At 43.8% G+C, this 16337-nt stretch carries 17 protein-coding genes and 1 pseudogene; 11 read left to right on the top strand and 7 right to left on the bottom strand.

Annotated elements, in window-relative coordinates; all coding sequences use genetic code 11:
* The first annotated feature begins 35 nt into the window (after window positions 1–35).
* Window positions 36–1622, top strand: a complete 1587-nt coding sequence (locus OKX00_RS01040) for an ATP-binding protein (protein WP_265409070.1) — start codon at window positions 36–38, stop codon at window positions 1620–1622.
* A gap of 88 nt (window positions 1623–1710) precedes the next feature.
* A pseudogene (locus tag OKX00_RS01045) lies at window positions 1711–1932 on the top strand (type 1 glutamine amidotransferase domain-containing protein); the annotation flags it as partial.
* Between the two features lie 131 nt (window positions 1933–2063).
* Here OKX00_RS01045 and OKX00_RS01050 read toward each other — a convergent pair.
* On the bottom strand, window positions 2064–2645 hold the full coding sequence (locus tag OKX00_RS01050) for a beta-class carbonic anhydrase (protein WP_265409071.1): 582 nt from the start codon (window positions 2643–2645) through the stop codon (window positions 2064–2066).
* 375 nt (window positions 2646–3020) lie between these two features.
* On the opposite strand from OKX00_RS01050, the gene OKX00_RS01055 reads away from it, so the two are divergent.
* Together OKX00_RS01055 and OKX00_RS01060 are read left to right on the top strand one after the other, a co-directional pair.
* Window positions 3021–3257 (top strand): hypothetical protein, encoded by a 237-nt coding sequence (locus OKX00_RS01055; RefSeq protein WP_265409072.1) that lies wholly within the window; start codon window positions 3021–3023, stop codon window positions 3255–3257.
* 311 nt (window positions 3258–3568) lie between these two features.
* On the top strand, window positions 3569–3847 hold the full coding sequence (locus OKX00_RS01060) for a YwdI family protein (RefSeq protein WP_265409073.1): 279 nt from the start codon (window positions 3569–3571) through the stop codon (window positions 3845–3847).
* Window positions 3848–3893: 46 nt separating this feature from the next.
* Here OKX00_RS01060 and OKX00_RS01065 read toward each other — a convergent pair whose 3' ends face one another.
* Window positions 3894–5513: a glycoside hydrolase family 13 protein gene (locus OKX00_RS01065; protein ID WP_265410441.1), complete on the bottom strand. Its 1620-nt coding sequence runs from the start codon at window positions 5511–5513 to the stop codon at window positions 3894–3896.
* Window positions 5514–5997: 484 nt separating this feature from the next.
* Here OKX00_RS01065 and OKX00_RS01070 point away from each other — a divergent pair, with 484 nt between their 5' ends.
* Together OKX00_RS01070 and OKX00_RS01075 are read left to right on the top strand one after the other, a co-directional pair.
* The gene (locus OKX00_RS01070; RefSeq protein ID WP_053356408.1) at window positions 5998–6234 is read left to right on the top strand and encodes a YvrJ family protein; all 237 of its coding nucleotides are present in this window, start codon (window positions 5998–6000) and stop codon (window positions 6232–6234) included.
* Window positions 6235–6285: 51 nt separating this feature from the next.
* Window positions 6286–6657 carry a DUF423 domain-containing protein gene (locus OKX00_RS01075; RefSeq protein WP_053356409.1) on the top strand — a complete coding sequence of 124 codons (372 nt, stop codon included), beginning with the start codon at window positions 6286–6288 and terminating at the stop codon, window positions 6655–6657.
* Between the two features lie 238 nt (window positions 6658–6895).
* Here the strand turns inward: OKX00_RS01075 and gerQ are convergent, their stop codons facing one another.
* From gerQ to OKX00_RS01090, 3 genes are all read right to left on the bottom strand, one after another.
* Window positions 6896–7486, bottom strand: a complete 591-nt coding sequence (gerQ, locus tag OKX00_RS01080; RefSeq protein ID WP_416054281.1) for a spore coat protein GerQ — start codon at window positions 7484–7486, stop codon at window positions 6896–6898.
* Window positions 7487–7709: 223 nt separating this feature from the next.
* Entirely contained in the window at window positions 7710–8456 is a 747-nt protein-coding gene (gene hemQ / locus OKX00_RS01085) for a hydrogen peroxide-dependent heme synthase (RefSeq protein ID WP_265409074.1), read from the bottom strand.
* Between the two features lie 115 nt (window positions 8457–8571).
* Window positions 8572–9345 (bottom strand): sporulation protein, encoded by a 774-nt coding sequence (locus tag OKX00_RS01090; protein WP_256225145.1) that lies wholly within the window; start codon window positions 9343–9345, stop codon window positions 8572–8574.
* 211 nt (window positions 9346–9556) lie between these two features.
* On the opposite strand from OKX00_RS01090, the gene pta reads away from it, so the two are divergent.
* Window positions 9557–10528 carry a phosphate acetyltransferase gene (gene pta, locus OKX00_RS01095; protein ID WP_265409075.1) on the top strand — a complete coding sequence of 324 codons (972 nt, stop codon included), beginning with the start codon at window positions 9557–9559 and terminating at the stop codon, window positions 10526–10528.
* 46 nt (window positions 10529–10574) lie between these two features.
* Here pta and OKX00_RS01100 read toward each other — a convergent pair whose 3' ends face one another.
* Both OKX00_RS01100 and OKX00_RS01105 read right to left on the bottom strand, forming a co-directional pair.
* Window positions 10575–11414 (bottom strand): octanoyl-[GcvH]:protein N-octanoyltransferase, encoded by an 840-nt coding sequence (locus OKX00_RS01100; protein ID WP_139223436.1) that lies wholly within the window; start codon window positions 11412–11414, stop codon window positions 10575–10577.
* Window positions 11410–12213, bottom strand: a complete 804-nt coding sequence (locus OKX00_RS01105) for a class I SAM-dependent methyltransferase (protein ID WP_265409076.1) — start codon at window positions 12211–12213, stop codon at window positions 11410–11412. The genes OKX00_RS01100 and OKX00_RS01105 overlap by 5 nt, the downstream gene beginning before the upstream one ends.
* 153 nt (window positions 12214–12366) lie before the next feature.
* Here OKX00_RS01105 and OKX00_RS01110 point away from each other — a divergent pair, with 153 nt between their 5' ends.
* The 4 genes from OKX00_RS01110 to OKX00_RS01125 all read left to right on the top strand — a co-directional run bounded on the left by OKX00_RS01110 (window position 12367) and on the right by OKX00_RS01125 (window position 16028).
* Entirely contained in the window at window positions 12367–12690 is a 324-nt protein-coding gene (locus OKX00_RS01110; protein ID WP_265409077.1) for a hypothetical protein, read from the top strand.
* Between the two features lie 505 nt (window positions 12691–13195).
* Window positions 13196–14482 (top strand): HD domain-containing protein, encoded by a 1287-nt coding sequence (locus OKX00_RS01115; protein WP_265409078.1) that lies wholly within the window; start codon window positions 13196–13198, stop codon window positions 14480–14482.
* A gap of 27 nt (window positions 14483–14509) precedes the next feature.
* On the top strand, window positions 14510–15016 hold the full coding sequence (locus OKX00_RS01120; RefSeq protein ID WP_053356416.1) for a YwgA family protein: 507 nt from the start codon (window positions 14510–14512) through the stop codon (window positions 15014–15016).
* A 118-nt stretch (window positions 15017–15134) separates the two neighbouring features.
* On the top strand, window positions 15135–16028 hold the full coding sequence (locus tag OKX00_RS01125) for an STAS domain-containing protein (protein WP_265409079.1): 894 nt from the start codon (window positions 15135–15137) through the stop codon (window positions 16026–16028).
* Window positions 16029–16337: the final 309 nt, after the last annotated feature.

Consider the following 16337-nt stretch of genomic DNA (forward strand, 5'->3'; position numbering starts at 1 on the left):
GTTGATGGAGTAATTTCTAGAACAAAGGAGCCGGAATGGTGAACGGTTTTCATCCAGATCAATTGAATGTAATTAAAAAAAGAAATACGCTCCTTTATAAAATGCTATGGGGTTTCTTTGCCGTTGATATTCTCTTTGATTTTATATTCGACCGTGATATCGTTTCGTTCATGCTGCCGTTAGGCTTAGGCATCGGAGGGTTTATTACCTTCTTTGCTGTCCGAAACCGCACTCCTGTTTTTTCGATGTATCTCACCGTCACAGGTGTTTTCGGGTTTCTGTTCTGTTTGATAACGTTCCAGCCCGTGTTGGTCAACTATTTGTACATATGGTTCTGTCTGCTGCTGAGTATGATCTACAGCCAATATAAAGTTATAATTTATGCGGGTGTCCTGGCGGTGGCCATGTCATCATATTTCTTTTTTGCGGAACGGGAGCTGTTTTCCTCGGTTGAAGATTTTGATCTTGTCTTTATCCTTCTGCTTCTTGTTTTTTCAACCCTCTTTTTCGTTCTATCTACTCAGTTTACGGAAAGTCTCCGGATGAGGTCTGAGAACAGGGAAAGGCATACAGCAAGCCAGCTGCTGGAATCGAAAGAATATTTCCATTCCATCTTCTCGCAGACAGCAGACGCTATCCTCGTTCAGAATCTGAAAAGTGATGTTCTCGCGGTGAACCGGGCTTTCATTGAGCTTTATGGTTGGAAGGAAGAAGAAATCTTGAAAAAGCCGTTTCAGCATATTCCATTCACACAAAAACAGCTGATTCGGGAAGTGTTTCAAAGGATCATAAAAGGAGAAGCAGTTGCAGGGTATGAAATGGTCAACCAAAAGAAAACAGAAGAGCTGTTTCCGGTCTCCGTCACCTTTTCCCCGATACGCAAACCTGACGGCACGATTAAAGCAATAGCTGGGATTTACAGGGACATAACAGAAACGAAGCGGACAGAAGAACTGATCGTCCAATCTGAAAAGCTCTCGGTCATTGGTCAGCTGGCTGCAGGTGTAGCTCACGAGATTCGGAATCCGCTGGCCATTTTGTCGGGATTTGTGCAGTTCATGCGGGAGGAACACATATCGGATGAATACACGAATATCATGCTGGCTGAGATTAACAGAATGAACCAGATTTTAGAGGAATACATGCAGCTGGCGAAAGTGAAGCAGTTTACGTTTGAGGAAGTCGATTTGTCTGGGCTTGTAAAAGAAACCTTACTGCTGATGGAGGCATATGCCAGCCTCTCTAATATTTCTATAATTTGCGGGATTCAAGATGTGGGCTGCCTGATCAGAGGTGATTCCAACTCCTTGAAACAAGTTTTCATCAATCTGATTAAAAACGCTGTGGAAGCATCCGTACAAGGAAGCAAGGTTGAGGTATCGGTCAAACGGACAAGTGAAGGCTACGCAATTATTGAAGTAAAAGATGAAGGACATGGCCTCGAAAAGGATCAGCTGAAAAAGCTGGGGGAACCATTCTTTACAACAAAAGATACGGGAACCGGGCTCGGGCTGATGGTAAGCTTTAAAATTATAGAACAGCATAACGGAGAGGTAACTGTAACAAGTGAACCGAATAAAGGGACAATCTTTTCGGTTAAACTGCCGGAAATATCAAAATAAAGCTCCTAAACCTGTATTAACTGCAGCGTTTAGGAGCTTTTTATCGTTCAGGAAACTTTTAATCCATAAATTTTTTTATTAATACGCAGGCAAAACTGTTACAGCATTTACAGATGAAGAAGAAAGAGAAACGACACTTGATGGATTTATGCCATTTCTTTTGGAAACCCGATTACGTGAACTTGGATCAAGCTTGGTTGCGGGCCCTAACTGGTCAGATCACTTTGAAATTGCAGGAAAGTTAATCACTGGCCAAAACCCGCAATCCACAATCAGCGTTGCCAAAGAAGTCGTGAAACAATTAGCATAAGCCCAGGCAGAGCCTTGGATTAAAAAAAGAGAAGCTTATCTTCTACGAAAATAAGCTCCTGACCTTAAATTTCGCACCGTTAAAATGATAATGGTGCGTTCTTTATTTTTCCGTTCCTCTAATACGCTATATTAACTTTGCTCTTTGGGTACGTTCGTATACCCATCAACGACAACATCGAGCTTTCCGGTTTCCGGATCAATGACGAGGCCGTGGACGCTGACTGTCTCAGGAAGCAGCGGGTGGTGCTTCACCATGCTTACGCTGCCTTTTACAGCATCTTCTACGTTATCGAACCCTCTCAGCCATTGATTGAAATCCATGCCGGAGTATTTTAGGGTGTTGAGTGTTTCTTCTTTTATTCCCTGTTCTTTCATTTTTCCAATAAAATCAGCAGGATCAAGGGCACTCATTCCGCAATCGTGATGGCCGATGACACAGACCTCTGATGCCTTTAGTGCATAGATGGCGACAAGGATGCTTCGCATAACACTGCCAAAAGGATGGGCGATAATAGCGCCAGCCGTTTTAATAATTTTAACATCCCCGTTTTTTATATTCATGGCCTGTGGAAGCAGCTCCGTCAGCCTCGTATCCATACAGGAAATAATAACAAGCTTTTTTTCTGGAAACTTCCCTGTCTGATATTTTTTATATTCTTTATTTTCCACGAACTTTTCATTGTACTCTAAAATTTCATTCAAAATTGCCATGTTGATCTTCCCTTCTATAGAACTCTTTTTTACTATTTTATCGAAATATCCTCAAAAATCAAATTTCAAAAGTTTTAATTAGACGAAACAAGCGTGTTATCGATAAAAAAACAGGCTGAAATATTGTCTGAAGGGATAACTCTTTCAGGAATGGTTCGTTTTTTGTTGGACAACGCAAAGATATGTAGGAAAAAAACAAGCAAACGAAGCACATTGTGACAAACATTTCCTTTTCCACTCCGTATAATCAAGCTATCAAGAACATATGATAGTAAGTTGTTAAAGCATCATGTCAGGAAGAAAGGGGGACAGGCCCAAAGCAAGGCTGGCAATCCATTAAAATAGATTTACTATTAAAAAGGGGGATGTACGGATATGGAACAATCTGTGTATTTAATAGCCATTATTCTATTTACGGTGAATGTGATGTTTCAGAAGGCGGTTTCCTTGATGATCACCAGGGTGGAGCAAGCCGTTCTTGTGAAAGAGCAGAAATACCGGGTTGCGAACCTGCTGGCTAAAGCGGTGAAAAAGAAAGAACGTCCGCTCTTCAAACCAATCAACAACTATAAACAAGTACGCCGTAAAGTGAAGTGGATAGATACTTCTTAACCAATTCGGTATTGGAAAATTTAAATCGAGGGGAGAGGGTAAATGATATTATTAAGGATGGCAAAATACTACTTAGTAATACTTAAAGAGATCGATGAACGGGAAAGGTATTCTGCTGGCAGATCCAAAAGTCTATTAAAACGGATAATTCATAGGGTTTCACGGCCTGGATCACCGTGAATCATTGTGAATTTCAATAATAAATGTGCGGAGTATGTCGGGCAGTCTCTTTAAGACTGTCTTTTTTTCGTGGAGGAAAAATGTGTTACTATAAGTACAGCAAAGAAGGTTTATCGGAAGGAGAGCAAATCATGAGTATTTCCGTTCGCCATATCATTACGTTGATGGAAAAGCATGTGACAGAACTAAAGCAGCTCCCGGAGAGTTCGCCAAAAATAAAGGAGAACGCGGCCGCCATTAAGACACTCTGCGATCTCATGCTGGATTCTGACAGCACCAGAGAAGACAGCCAGTGGGTGCCGCCCTCCCCTATTTCTGCTCCACCTGGATTTACAGGCACACTGCCTAAACAGAATAAGAAGATGGACGACGAAGAAGAGGGCAACAGCGATTCCATTTTTGATTTCTAGACAACAGAAAAACAGGCTTATCCTTAACGGATGAAGCCTGTTTTTTTTATAGTTGATATATTCTTGCTTCATGAGGCTGCAGAACGTTTTGGCCGCTGATCGCCGTATAGTTTCCGAGAATCAGATTATCTTCGTTCACAGTTAGGGATGCTGGAAGAGAGAATGAGCTGGTCTCATCGCTGTGATTCAGCATGATCAGCCATGTCACACCGTTAAGGCTTCTGCTGTAGATGTACAGGTTTGCATCACCCTCTGACAAATCCTTATAGTCGCCATAAACCATCACATCGTGTTCTTTTCGCAAAGAAATCAGCTTCTGATAGAAATAAAAAACGGAATTGGGATCATTCAGAGCGTTTTCAACATTGATCTCTTTATAATTAGGGTTCATATTAAGCCAGGGTTTTCCTTCACTAAAGCCGGCATTCTCTGATGAGTTCCATTGCATAGGAGTCCTGGAATTATCGCGGCTTAACGGCTGAAGCTCATGCAGCACTTCCTGAGGATCCCTGCCTTTGCTCGTTTCTTCCTCATATTTATTTTTCATCGCGATATCATGATATTCACCGATCGTATCAAACCTTACACCGGTCATACCGATTTCTTCACCTTGAAATATATAAGGCATTCCCGGCAGTGTATGAACCATGGCGGCAAGTAATTTAGCTGATTCGATTCGGTATTCTTTGTCGTTTCCGTAGCGTGTCACTTGCCGGGTATGATCATGATTGTTCAGGAATTGAGAGTTCCACCCTTTCCCATGCAGGCCATCGTACCATGTTTGCTGAATTTCCTTGTAGCGGAGCATGTCCCAGGAGGGCATGTCGTCAGCTACTTGAAAGTGAAACAATGTGTTCAGCTCATGCCGGTCTTCGCCGACATACTTTAAGCCATCTTCGGGTGTAACGAACGGAATCTCTCCGACCGTCATTGCATCATAGTGGCGCAGTACTTTTTCATTCATTTCTTGCAGATAGTCATGAATGCCAGGGTTATTTCCTAGGTAATCAATGTTCTCAGGATGGTCAGAATCCGGAAAACCTTTTTGCTTTGCCAGAAGGTTGATTACGTCCATACGGAATCCATCTATTCCTTTATCAAGCCAAAATTTCATCATGCTGTAGATCTCTTCTCTTACTTCAGGGTTTTCCCAATTCAAATCCGGCTGCTGAACGGCAAAAGAGTGCATATAATATTGATCTGTTTTTTCATCAAGTTCCCATACAGAAGGAGAAAAATAAGAGCGCCAATTGTTCGGTTCCCGGCCGTTTACCGCATCCTTCCAGATGTACCAGTCTCTCTTCGGGTTATCCTTTGATGAACGCGACTCGATGAACCATGGATGCTGATTGGAGGTATGGTTCACAACAAGGTCCATGATGAGTTTCAGTCCTCTGCTGTGAGCTTCGTTAAGCAATCTCTCCCACGTCTCCATCGTTCCTGCTTTCTTCATGACTAATCGGTAGTCTGAGATGTCATAGCCGTTGTCCAAATCGGGAGATTCATAGATTGGATTAAGCCAGATTACATCTGCCCCAAGTTTTTTAATATAGTCCATTTTTTGAATGACGCCTTCCAGATCGCCGTAGCCATCTCCGTCTGTATCGAAAAAACTGCGCCAGTAGACCTGATAGACGACAGCTTCTTTCCACCATGTTCTTTTCAAAACGCTCACCCTTTCCTCTCCTTTTTCTTCATTATGAAGGAAGTCTCGCCGCCTGGAAAGCCATTTGGTGAACGGCGGATGTCTTCTGGATTTAATTTCTCCATTTTCGGGAAAAGTGGTGCTTGAGACATGATTCTTATCCGGAACAGGGGAAGTGAAAAAGTTGAAAAGAAGCAGAAATATGACGGCACTGATCAGGGTTCAATCTTCCCATACTATTCTTAAGCGTCCTCCTCGTCTTCTCCTTTTTTGTAAAAGACGTGGCTGACGATCAGGCAAAGACAACGAATGCATAATAAACAAGCTTAAGGCTTTTGGGAAGCAGAACTTCCCAGAAGCCTTTTATTTTTTTTATTTACTAGGTCTTAAGGCATGTTTTTAAAAACGGTAGAATGTATGATGGTAAATTTTACTGTTCGGGTTTATACTATTTTTACGAACAAACGTTCGTAAAAATATACAGTAAAAGTGAGGGAGATCTTGAATGAATACAGCTAATGATTGGCTAGGGCTAGTAAATCTCCTTGGGAATGTGGGCTTTCCGGTTTTACTGGCTGGCTATTTGATGCTGCAGTTTGAAAAAAGGATACAAAGCTTGGAAGCTGTAATAAAAGATCTGCGGGATGAACTGGTTGATAAAGAGGAGCTTGAAAAAAAGCTGGAGCAATACGGTCAAAGGCTAAAAGAAAAAGAGGAACTGAAAAAATCGGATGTTTCATAACCACCTTTACTTTCTGGTATGATAAAAGAAAACTAGAGGAGTGGATTGGAAATGAAGCTGTTTTTAATCTTGGGTGCCGTGAATGCTGCACTGGCGGTCATGCTGGGAGCTTTCGGTGCCCATGGTCTGGAAGGAAAACTATCAGAGCGTATGATCGAAGTCTATAAAACGGGTGTTCAGTATCATATGTATCACGCCATCGGACTCTTAATCGTCGGGCTTCTCGCGGGAAAACTGACAAACTCAGGAGCGCTGCATTGGTCAGGCTGGCTGATGTTCATTGGAATTATCCTGTTCTCCGGCAGCTTGTACGCATTAAGCACAACCGGTATTTCAAAGCTCGGCATCATCACCCCGTTTGGCGGAGTGGCATTTATTGCAGGCTGGGTGCTATTCATTATCGCAGCCGTAAAAGGGCTGTAAAAAGAAATGGCTGTTTTCGTAACCTTTGTTGCTCCTTGGGAGTGGCTGATTTCCGTTCCAGGGTGCTCTCTTTCCGCGTGTCTCACCCGTCCCGTTAATCCTAGCCTCAGTCTCGCACCTTGCACTCCAATCAACTTAGCAATGAAGGTTATTTACAAAAATTTTCCAAAGCGACATTTTTTTAGAAAAGAGCCAAAGAAAAAGAGCTTTGCTTAGACAAAGCTCTTTTTGTATTGGTTTACCTCGGGCTGTAGGTTGACATCGGCTGACCTTGGGACTGTGATTGCCCTTGCCCCTGTCCTGGGCTCTGGCTCTGCTGTTGCTGCTGGCTTCCCTGGGAACCGCCAAAAGGATAGGTGTATTCGATTTCTTCATCAAACGTAATGTAATTGACGAAGACCATTAGAAGGAGAAAGCGTTTTCCAGTCTGGGGGTCACTCAGGATAATATGGTCACGGCCTGCAGCCTCGATAACTCCCCTGAATACTTTTGAATTCCACTTATCACTGCCTTCAAATGTTTGATAAACTGTCGCTACTTTTCCTTTGTTTAACCGCAGGATATTTTCAATATAAGATTGTTCAAGCGGCAGCTGTCCGGGTGCGGCAATATCAGTAGGGTGCTGTCCGTAGGCTGCACCGAGCCCTTGAGGCGGCATCCCCATCTCTGGCATCATCCCAGGTCCTGTATAACCTCCCTGTCCTTGCTGTCCCTGCGGCATCTGGCCCATCTGACCCATTCCCATCTGGCCTGATTGAGGCATACTGCCATAGTAGGGCGGCATGCCTCCACCTGTTTGCTGGCCTTGTGTTTGCCTGTAATTTGTCATACTTGCATCCCCCTTGTAAAAAGGTTTTTAAACACGCGGACCGGTATAAGTTCTATAACGTTTAATAGAATGCTGAAGAAGCCCGGAAAACTACATTTCATCATATGTAAACATGCCGCCTGTTAGACCAAAAAAAGCTGGTTCTCATGAGAACCAGCTTTCTGGGATGGGATGTCCAGCTTCAGCGGCCTCGAGGGCCTTAGCAGGGCGCTTCCGCTTTTCCTTATACGTGCAGAAATCCAGGTACGGCTTCTTTTATCAGTTGGTTACCGACATAGAAAGAACCGAATTCACCATAGCGTGCACTTACTTCATCGAATCTCATTTCATAGACGAGTTTTTTGAATTGAAGAACGTCATTGGCAAAGAGTGTAACTCCCCACTCCCAGTCATCGAATCCGACAGAGCCGGTAATGATTTGTTTGACCTTGCCTGCATAGCTGCGGCCGATCATGCCATGGCTGTACATCATTTTCTTGCGTTCTTCCATCGGCACCATGTACCAGTTATCGTTTCCTTCACGGCGCTTGTCCATCGGATAGAAACAAACATATTTCCATTTCGGAAGTTCCGGCTTTAGGCGGCCCTGAATCATGGGATCTGTTTCGGGATCTACATCATTGGATGGATTATAGTTGCTTAATTCAACGACAGAAACATAGGAATAGGCAGGAATCGTGTATTGAGCAAATGCTGTTTTGTTGAATGCGTTCTCGATTTCATTAAGATCTTCCATCGTTGGACGCAGCAGCATCAGCATGAAATCTGCTTTTTGGCCGACGATCGAATAAAGGGCATGGCTGCCTTCCTTGCAGGCCTCGACCCCTTCCCACTTTTCCAAAAACGTCATAAATTCTTTAATGGCAGCTTCGCGTTCATCACTTGAAATCGCTTTCCAGGATACCCAGTCCATCTTACGGAAATCATGGAGACAGTACCAGCCTTCAAGGGTTTGTGCAGCTTCACTCATGTATTGTCACTCCTTGGACATAATGATAATTTCACTCCTATCCAATATACCACATCCGCTTGAATAAAAAAAAACCCCGCTGTTCGGGACAGACAGGGAGAGCTTTAAGTAGAGATCACGCAAAACGCTGAATGGCAGCGGTGATTTTACTGCTAAGAATAGATGTGTCCTGAAGCTCCCTTTCTGTAAAGGCCAGCCGGACATGCTTTTCATCCATATCCATCGCTTCCTCAAGCATGCCGAACAGCCCTCTTGCTTTTTTATCTATTTCCAAAATGATCTCCAAGGAACTGCCGTCACTCAGGAATACCGCTTCAAGTTCATCCAGTTTACCCCTGAACATGCCGGTTGGCACATATTCAAATTCCTGAATAAACGGCAGTCGGCCGCTTATATAGCGTGAAGCAGCTTCACAAGTCGTTTGACGCAGCACAAAGTCCAGTCCTTCAATTGCTTCCATCGCTCTTCTGACAAGTGGCCCTGGATTTACGGTAATGTAATCTTTGTCTGACGGGTCAACTGCATTTTTAATATCAGCCCCGGTCTTCAGCCACACCGGTGTATGTCCGATGCTCAGCGGAACATCAAAGGGAATACGAAACGAGAAAGGAATCTTTTTCATTTCCCCGGGCTGTATGATTAAGGAATCAGATACACGGTGGCGGGCTACAGCTGATTGTTCCCTGTATTTCTTATCATCGGATTCTCTTATGTATTCGGTCATCAGGAAAATCGAAATCGAGTCGATCGGCTGTGCTGCTTTTCCGCCAGTAATCTGCACGGTGCCGCTTACTTCCTCTCCGGGAATGAACCTGTTTTTGGTTAAAATCGTATCAATGGTCGCTGCTCCTATTCCAACACTGGCCAGCATTTTGTTCATAAAAGACATATTGGACATCCTCCTTGAAATTGATAATAAGATATACGTATTGTCTTTTAAAAAGATTCAAACGGATTACATAATTATCCTTTTTGTATTTTCCATTTTTCTAAAAATAACAACTTCTTAGCACAGGCGCTTTCAATTCAGGGAATAGGTTTAAAACAGGCGCAAAAAAGAGTACCCTAGTATGGAATGAACCCGAAGAGGAGGACCTCGCATGAGCGATTTATTTAAAGATTTAAAAGAAAAAGTGCAACAGCAGAATCCCAGGATTGTGTTCCCCGAAGGCACCGACGAACGCATTCTTACTGCAGCAGCCAGATTGGCTGAAGAAAACGTCCTTAAACCGATTTTGGTTGGAAATAAACAAGAAATCACTTCAAGAGCAAATGAAATTGGAGTCAGCCTTGGCGACATCGAGTTAATCGATCCTAAGCATTATCCTGAATTCGACAGCCTTGTTGCTTCTTTCGTAGAACGCCGCAAAGGCAAAGCTACAGAAGAACAGGCACGCCAAATTCTTTTGGATGAAAACTACTTCGGCACCATGCTGGTCTATACAGGAAAAGCCCATGGACTTGTGAGCGGAGCTGCTCATTCCACAGCTGATACTGTTCGCCCTGCCCTGCAGATCATCAAAACAAAAGAAGGTATTAAAAAGACATCCGGCGCTTTTATCATGGTAAAAGACGAAGAAAAATATGTTTTTGCTGATTGTGCCATCAATATCGCACCATCTAGCGCTGACCTTGCTGAGTCTGCATTAGTGAGCGCACATACAGCAAGAGTCTTCGGCATTGACCCAAAAGTGGCGCTTTTAAGCTTTTCAACAAAAGGATCAGCTAAATCAGCTGAAACTGAAAAAGTAGTAGACGCGACTGAGCTTTTGAACGGAATGAACCCTGATTTCCCTTTTGACGGTGAACTTCAGTTCGATGCAGCGTTTGTTTCATCGGTTGCACAGAAAAAAGCACCAAATTCTCCTTTGAAAGGTGAAGCGAACGTCTTTATCTTCCCAGGCCTTGAAACAGGAAATATCGGATACAAGATGGTTCAGCGCCTCGGCGGCTATGAAGCGATCGGACCGATCCTGCAAGGTCTTAACATGCCGGTGAACGATCTTTCCCGCGGATGCAACGAGGAAGATGTTTACAAGCTTGCCCTCATTACGGCCATGCAGGCGCTATAAAAAAAAAGCGTAAGCGCCCTGCTGTATGGAAAAAAGCACTGAGAGATTAAATCTCCAGTGCTTTTTCATTTCGTTCCCATACCCGCTGATAGTTGTAATCGTGTAATTGAATCTCACTTACGGACAGAGGGGATGAAACGAGGTGGCTGCTTTCTTCTTTTAAAACAAAGAGGAGTCGAGTCATCAAATCGCTGACAGACAGCTCTGTTCCGGTCAACTCTGACAGTGAGGCCATCACGTCTGGCCGTATTTCGGGATAGCTGAATTTCGTGGGTTCTCCCTGAAGACCATGACGGTAAAACTCCCGGATTGCTTCTGCTCTCCCGGAACCGCTCCCGTTGACACATAAGTAGATCTGCACGGCCGCCCCATTGCGGATCCGCCGCTGTGAGATGCCTGCAAACTTCTTTCCATCCACGCTTAAATCATAGCTTCCCGGACAATACGAGCCGGTGATCTCTCTTGCTTCGAAAGCAACACCATACGGGCTCAGCATTTTTTGGATGAGTTCGACCATCGTGTCATATCCCTTGTTGATCTCGATACTGCTGTCCTTTTCGGGAAGGATGATGGAAATATTCAATACGCCTTCATCAAGCACCACAGCAAGACCGCCCGAATTGCGGACGATCACCCGGTATCCCCTTGATTTTAAATACTGTATGCCTTCGTTCAGATGCGGAAGACGTGTATCCTGGATGCCGAGGACAATGGTGTCATGATGTACCCAAGTACGGACAGTTGGAGAAGACTCTCCAGCCCCAATCGATGTGCAGAGCGTATCATCCATTGCAAAAGACTGCAGGGCATCAAAAGACGGACCGAGGCTTGACTGGTCGATGATGCGCCATTTTGGCTGAAATAACAATGAAGCGTTCATACTAATCACGCTTCTCCGCTTCAATGATGAAGGATTTAGGAATACCCTGGTCAAAATCACCAGGATGCGGCTCTTCTTTCAGCCCTGTAATAAACAGGCCGGACGCTCCGACCGCAGTAATGATTTCACCAAGTGTCCACTTGCGGATGGATACTTGAAATGGCTTTCTTTCCTCTTCTGTCGCATATTGGAGCTCAGGAAGAAACTTGGAATACGATACATCCACCGTTTCCAGAGCCGTACTGAAATAGTCTCCGCTCACCTTGTGTTTTCTGGCAGACTGGCTTTTTCCCTGTGAGGTAATCAGCTTGGTTGAGATCGGATGGAAATCTTGCAGGACGAACCTTCCACCCTGTTTAAGCAAGCGGTATACCGACGTAAAGAAAGGCACCAGATCTGTAAAATAATGAAGAATTCCGTTCTCTGTAAAAACAAGATCATATTCTCCTGAAAGTTCTTCCTCCGGCAGCTCAAGAACATCGCTCTTGATATAGCGAAGCGGGACGCCGGCCTCACGGGCAAGCTCTTTAGCGTAGCGTTCATTCGGTTCCGAAAGGTCGATGACGGTTGCTTCTGCACCAAGCAGTGCCAAAGCAACCGCTTTGCTGCCATGGGATCCAAGAAGATTGCAGACTTTTTTTCCTTTCACATCTCCTATATAGGATTCAAGCGGACTCAGCCGCTTTACCGGGTCTTTTTTTATTTTAGCAGCGGCTTTCGCCGGCTCGCCAAATCGATGGGTCCAGGCTTCGTAAGACTTTTCATTCCAAGCCTGACTGTTCTGGTTTTGTTGTGTGTGATCCACGAGTCAACCTCCTGCTTCTATCATTCTTTACTAGTATAACGCAACAGGCCGCAGAGCTTCCATGCCGGAAAAATAATTGCAACTTTTTGGAATGTATTTACGTAAGCATAGGTATAGTGAATGGAAGAGAAAAGGACAAAAGGAGGAGATCTGTTGAATAAGAACCTATCCAGGACGTTAAAGTGGGTTTCAGGAGGATTTGAAGCGCTCCTGGGCATTCCTTTTGTAGGAGGAACCATCGTGGTTTCCTTTCTGTGGACCCCGCTTGCTATTGCGCTTGCCCTCCATATTGCTACTCTCGTCTTTTCAGCGAAAGAAGGGAGAGCAAGGCACGGAAGCATTCTCGGCATCGTGACTTCCTGCATCGCATGGATCCCGTTTGTCGGCATGATCATGCATATTATTTCAGCCATTTTATTATTGGTCGACGCCTACCGGCAGGAGGAAAAAGACAGCCAGGTCGTTGATACGCAGTAAAAGAGAGGATGGACCCGCGGGTCTCCTCTTTTTTTTGTTCTTTTCTAAAAGATTGTTGCTTTGAGAACATTTCTGTATAGTACACTTCATTGACAAGTTGATTGGAGTGGAAGGTGCGAGACTCCTACGGGACATGCGTGACAGGTGAGACCAAGTAGGCGTATGCGCCGAGGGGCTCAGCGCACGCCCCGTGGAAAGCGAGCATCCAGAAACGGAAATCAACTACTTTCAAGAGCAACAACGGTTACGAATACAGCTTTTTTTGATTCCATGAGAAAAAGAAAGCATGGCAGCGATAGAAGATATTCAGCTGTCGAAAACTGCTCGTTTTGTTTGTTGTTTCATGATTCAAAACCGCGTAAAATAGGGTATACTTCACAATGAAAATAATCATACAGCAAATAGGACAATCCTTCTGGCGAACACAAGCATGGGAAGGGATTTTCTTTTTTTAGCAGAACTATAAACATAAACTAATTGCGGCTGAAGGAGCATTTATTACGATATGGCGAAAGAAATGGGTCAGTTGAATGAAGAAAAGGTGTTTAAAGATCCGGTTCACCGTTACATCCATGTAAGGGACGAGCTGATCTGGCGGCTGATAGGCACGCGTGAATTTCAGCGCCTTCGACGGATTCGCCAGCTGGGTACTACCTATTTGACGTTTCATGGAGCTGAACACAGCCGTTTCAGCCACTCTCTTGGCGTATACGAGATTACAAGACGGATCGTTGAAATTTTTCAAAACAGGCCGCACTGGAACGAAGACGAACGGATGCTGGTTCTTTGTGCTGCACTGCTGCATGACATTGGACATGGACCTTTTTCCCACTCATTCGAGAAAGTGTTCGGTGTGGATCATGAAGATTATACAAGGGATATTCTTTTAGGCGATACGGAAGTGAATGAGGTTCTCCGCTTGCAAGGAGAAGAATTCCCCAGAAAAGTAGCAGAAGTCATCGAAAAGACCTATCATGACAAGCTGGTCGTCAGTTTGATCTCCAGCCAGATAGATGCTGATCGGATGGATTATCTCCTGCGCGATGCCTATTTCACAGGCGTAAGCTACGGAAACTTCGATCTCGAGCGAATCCTCCGGGTCATGCGCCCGATGGAAGACGGAGCCGTTATTAAAGCAAGCGGCATGCATGCTGTTGAAGATTATATTATGAGCCGATACCAGATGTATTGGCAGGTGTATTTTCACCCGGTAACGAGAAGCGCCGAAGTGATTTTGAGCAAAATCCTTCACCGGGCAAAGGACCTCTATCAGGGGGGCTATCAATTTAAGCAGGATTTAACGCATTTCCGCTCACTGTTCGACGGGGAAATTACATTAGAGGACTACATAAAGCTGGATGAGGGAGTCATGCAGTATTATTTCCAAGTTTGGATGGGCGAGGAAGACCGAATCTTGCGTGACCTCTGCCGCCGCTTTTTGGACCGGAAGCTTTTTAAATACACGGAGATGGTTTCTGTTTCAGAGGTTCTGCGCCTGTCAGGTTATTTTGAGGAAGCGGGCATCGACCCGAAATACTATCTTGTTATTGACTCCTCCTCTGATTTGCCGTACGACTTTTACAGACCAGGGGAAAAAGAGGAAAGGCTGCCTATCAACCTTTTAAAAGCGAATGGCGAAATCCGTGAACTTTCAAGAGAATCAGATGTAGTAGAAGCGATTTCAGGGAAAAGAAGAACAGACCATAAGCTCTACTATCCAGCTGATCTTATTGAAAAGATAGATGACAATAAGCTGAAACAAAAGATAAAACACATACTGAAAAAGGATTAACAGGTTTTATGCTAAGGGGGAAATACTGTGTTTGATGATCATTTAAAGGTCATAACGGTCATTAAGGAGGCCGGGGAAGTCATCGGTCGAAAAAAGCTGCAGAAGATGATTTATATCGCTAAAAAGCTGAACTTCCCTTTTCAGGAAAAATATGAGTTTCACTTTTACGGCCCTTATTCAGAAGAATTAACGCTGCGCGTCGAAGAACTGTGCAACCTGGGCTATGTGCATGAAATCAAAGAAAAAGTCAGCGGCTATTCCCAATACCGCTATTCTCTCAATAATGAGGGAGAAGACTTTTTGACTAGCTATGGAAAGAAGATACCGAAACTTGGGGAATGCGTAAGGTCCATGAATGAACAGTCCTCACGATTTCTCGAACTTGTTTCTACCATTTTATTTTTTTCGCATTTGCCGGCAGACGAAGTTAAAGTCAAGATTCAGACATTAAAGGCAAAACAAAAATACAGCGATGCAGAAATTCAGGAGGGTTATACGTTTATCAGCCAGCTTGAAAACTGTATTGTTCAGTAAGTATACCTCTTCGGGCGCTCTGATTAATGTTTATTCTCAATGCCTATGTAAAATACTGGTTGTAAATATAATAGATTCTTGTAAAATAAAAGTATTCTAATGGTTACTGGGAGAACATATGAACAAAAAGAAGATTCAGCTCATCAGTGAGAGAATTGTAGAGCAGATCCAAAAGATAACCGAGAGATCAGCCTATCTTCAGATGAAGGAGAACCCCGAATCCATCAAGAAAATGATGGATCGGAAGCTGAGGACGATTACAGAAGAAGAAAGTAAGCAATTATATGAACAGTTTCTTTTCTATTTGGGAGAAGCGCTGGTATCAGACTATGATACTTCCTTTCAAAAAATTACGAAATGGGGAGAAAAAGCAGGAGAAATTGCTGTTCTGGAGGATATTCCGTTGGATGAATCGCTGGATGGCCTGCGTTTTTTTCGCCAGGCTATGCTGCATATCATTGATGAGGAAGCCGAGAAAGTTGATCTTTCGAGGAAAGAGTTCATACAAATTACATCCATTATTGACACGTTGCTAGACCGGTGCATCTATAGCTATAGCATCGCCTTCGTCCGGCATAACCGTAAAAAGATGGAGGTCGCCCAGCTTTCGATCCTTGAACTTTCGGTTCCGGTCGTACCTCTGGCGAAGGGAATTGCCGTGCTTCCGATTATTGGGGAGATTGACACACACCGGTCCCAGATGATCATGGAGCAAACGCTGACCCGCTGCACAGAACTTCAAGTGGAACAATTGATGATTGATCTCTCAGGAGTAGCGATCATCGATACCATGGTTGCTCATAATTTGTTTCAAGTCATCAACTCATTGAAACTGCTTGGGGTTAAAGTAGTGTTAACAGGGATTCGCCCTGAAATTGCTCAGACTGTTGTCTCTTTAGGTGTTAGTTTTGAGGGAGTTTCTGTATGCGGAAGCCTGCAGCAAGCCATCACAATGGTTGGATTTGAACGAAAAAATGAAAAGCCTGCTTCCTCAGGAAACTCTATATTTTAAGCCCCAAAAGCTGATTATGCCTGAAATATGAACGGCGGCAGATCAGCTTTTTTATGTGGGATAAAACAGAAGAATGGAACTGTGATAATTGTCACTGTTATGGTTTGGTACGTGTGTGAATGACTAAATAGCCGGTAAAATAGTTTAACTGCATCTAAAAGATTGAGGGGCTGAGTCTTTTCGACTATAAAGAAATTTTTTCCAAATAAAACAAATAAATCCTTTGAATAATTTAGTATTTTGTAAACTATTAAAGGCAATTCACCCTTTTTACATTAGGAATACCACGCAGTAATACCCATTCTTTAC

Source organism: Fictibacillus sp. KU28468 (assembly GCF_026153615.1).
Lineage (GTDB): Bacteria > Bacillota > Bacilli > Bacillales > Fictibacillaceae > Fictibacillus_C > Fictibacillus_C marinisediminis.

Bases quoted from the DNA above. Each gene is read 5' to 3' on its own strand.
- OKX00_RS01125 (WP_265409079.1), top strand. From the start codon at position 15,135: ATGAACAAAAAGAAGATTCAGCTCATCAGTGAGAGAATTGTAGAGCAG.
- OKX00_RS01055 (WP_265409072.1), top strand. From the start codon at position 3,021: ATGGAACAATCTGTGTATTTAATAGCCATTATTCTATTTACGGTGAAT.
- OKX00_RS01115 (WP_265409078.1), top strand. From the start codon at position 13,196: ATGGCGAAAGAAATGGGTCAGTTGAATGAAGAAAAGGTGTTTAAAGAT.
- gerQ (WP_416054281.1), bottom strand. From the start codon at position 7,486: ATGACAAATTACAGGCAAACACAAGGCCAGCAAACAGGTGGAGGCATG.
- OKX00_RS01060 (WP_265409073.1), top strand. From the start codon at position 3,569: ATGAGTATTTCCGTTCGCCATATCATTACGTTGATGGAAAAGCATGTG.
- hemQ (WP_265409074.1), bottom strand. From the start codon at position 8,456: ATGAGTGAAGCTGCACAAACCCTTGAAGGCTGGTACTGTCTCCATGAT.
- OKX00_RS01040 (WP_265409070.1), top strand. From the start codon at position 36: ATGGTGAACGGTTTTCATCCAGATCAATTGAATGTAATTAAAAAAAGA.
- OKX00_RS01050 (WP_265409071.1), bottom strand. From the start codon at position 2,645: ATGGCAATTTTGAATGAAATTTTAGAGTACAATGAAAAGTTCGTGGAA.
- OKX00_RS01090 (WP_256225145.1), bottom strand. From the start codon at position 9,345: ATGTCTTTTATGAACAAAATGCTGGCCAGTGTTGGAATAGGAGCAGCG.
- OKX00_RS01070 (WP_053356408.1), top strand. From the start codon at position 5,998: ATGAATACAGCTAATGATTGGCTAGGGCTAGTAAATCTCCTTGGGAAT.
- pta (WP_265409075.1), top strand. From the start codon at position 9,557: ATGAGCGATTTATTTAAAGATTTAAAAGAAAAAGTGCAACAGCAGAAT.
- OKX00_RS01075 (WP_053356409.1), top strand. From the start codon at position 6,286: ATGAAGCTGTTTTTAATCTTGGGTGCCGTGAATGCTGCACTGGCGGTC.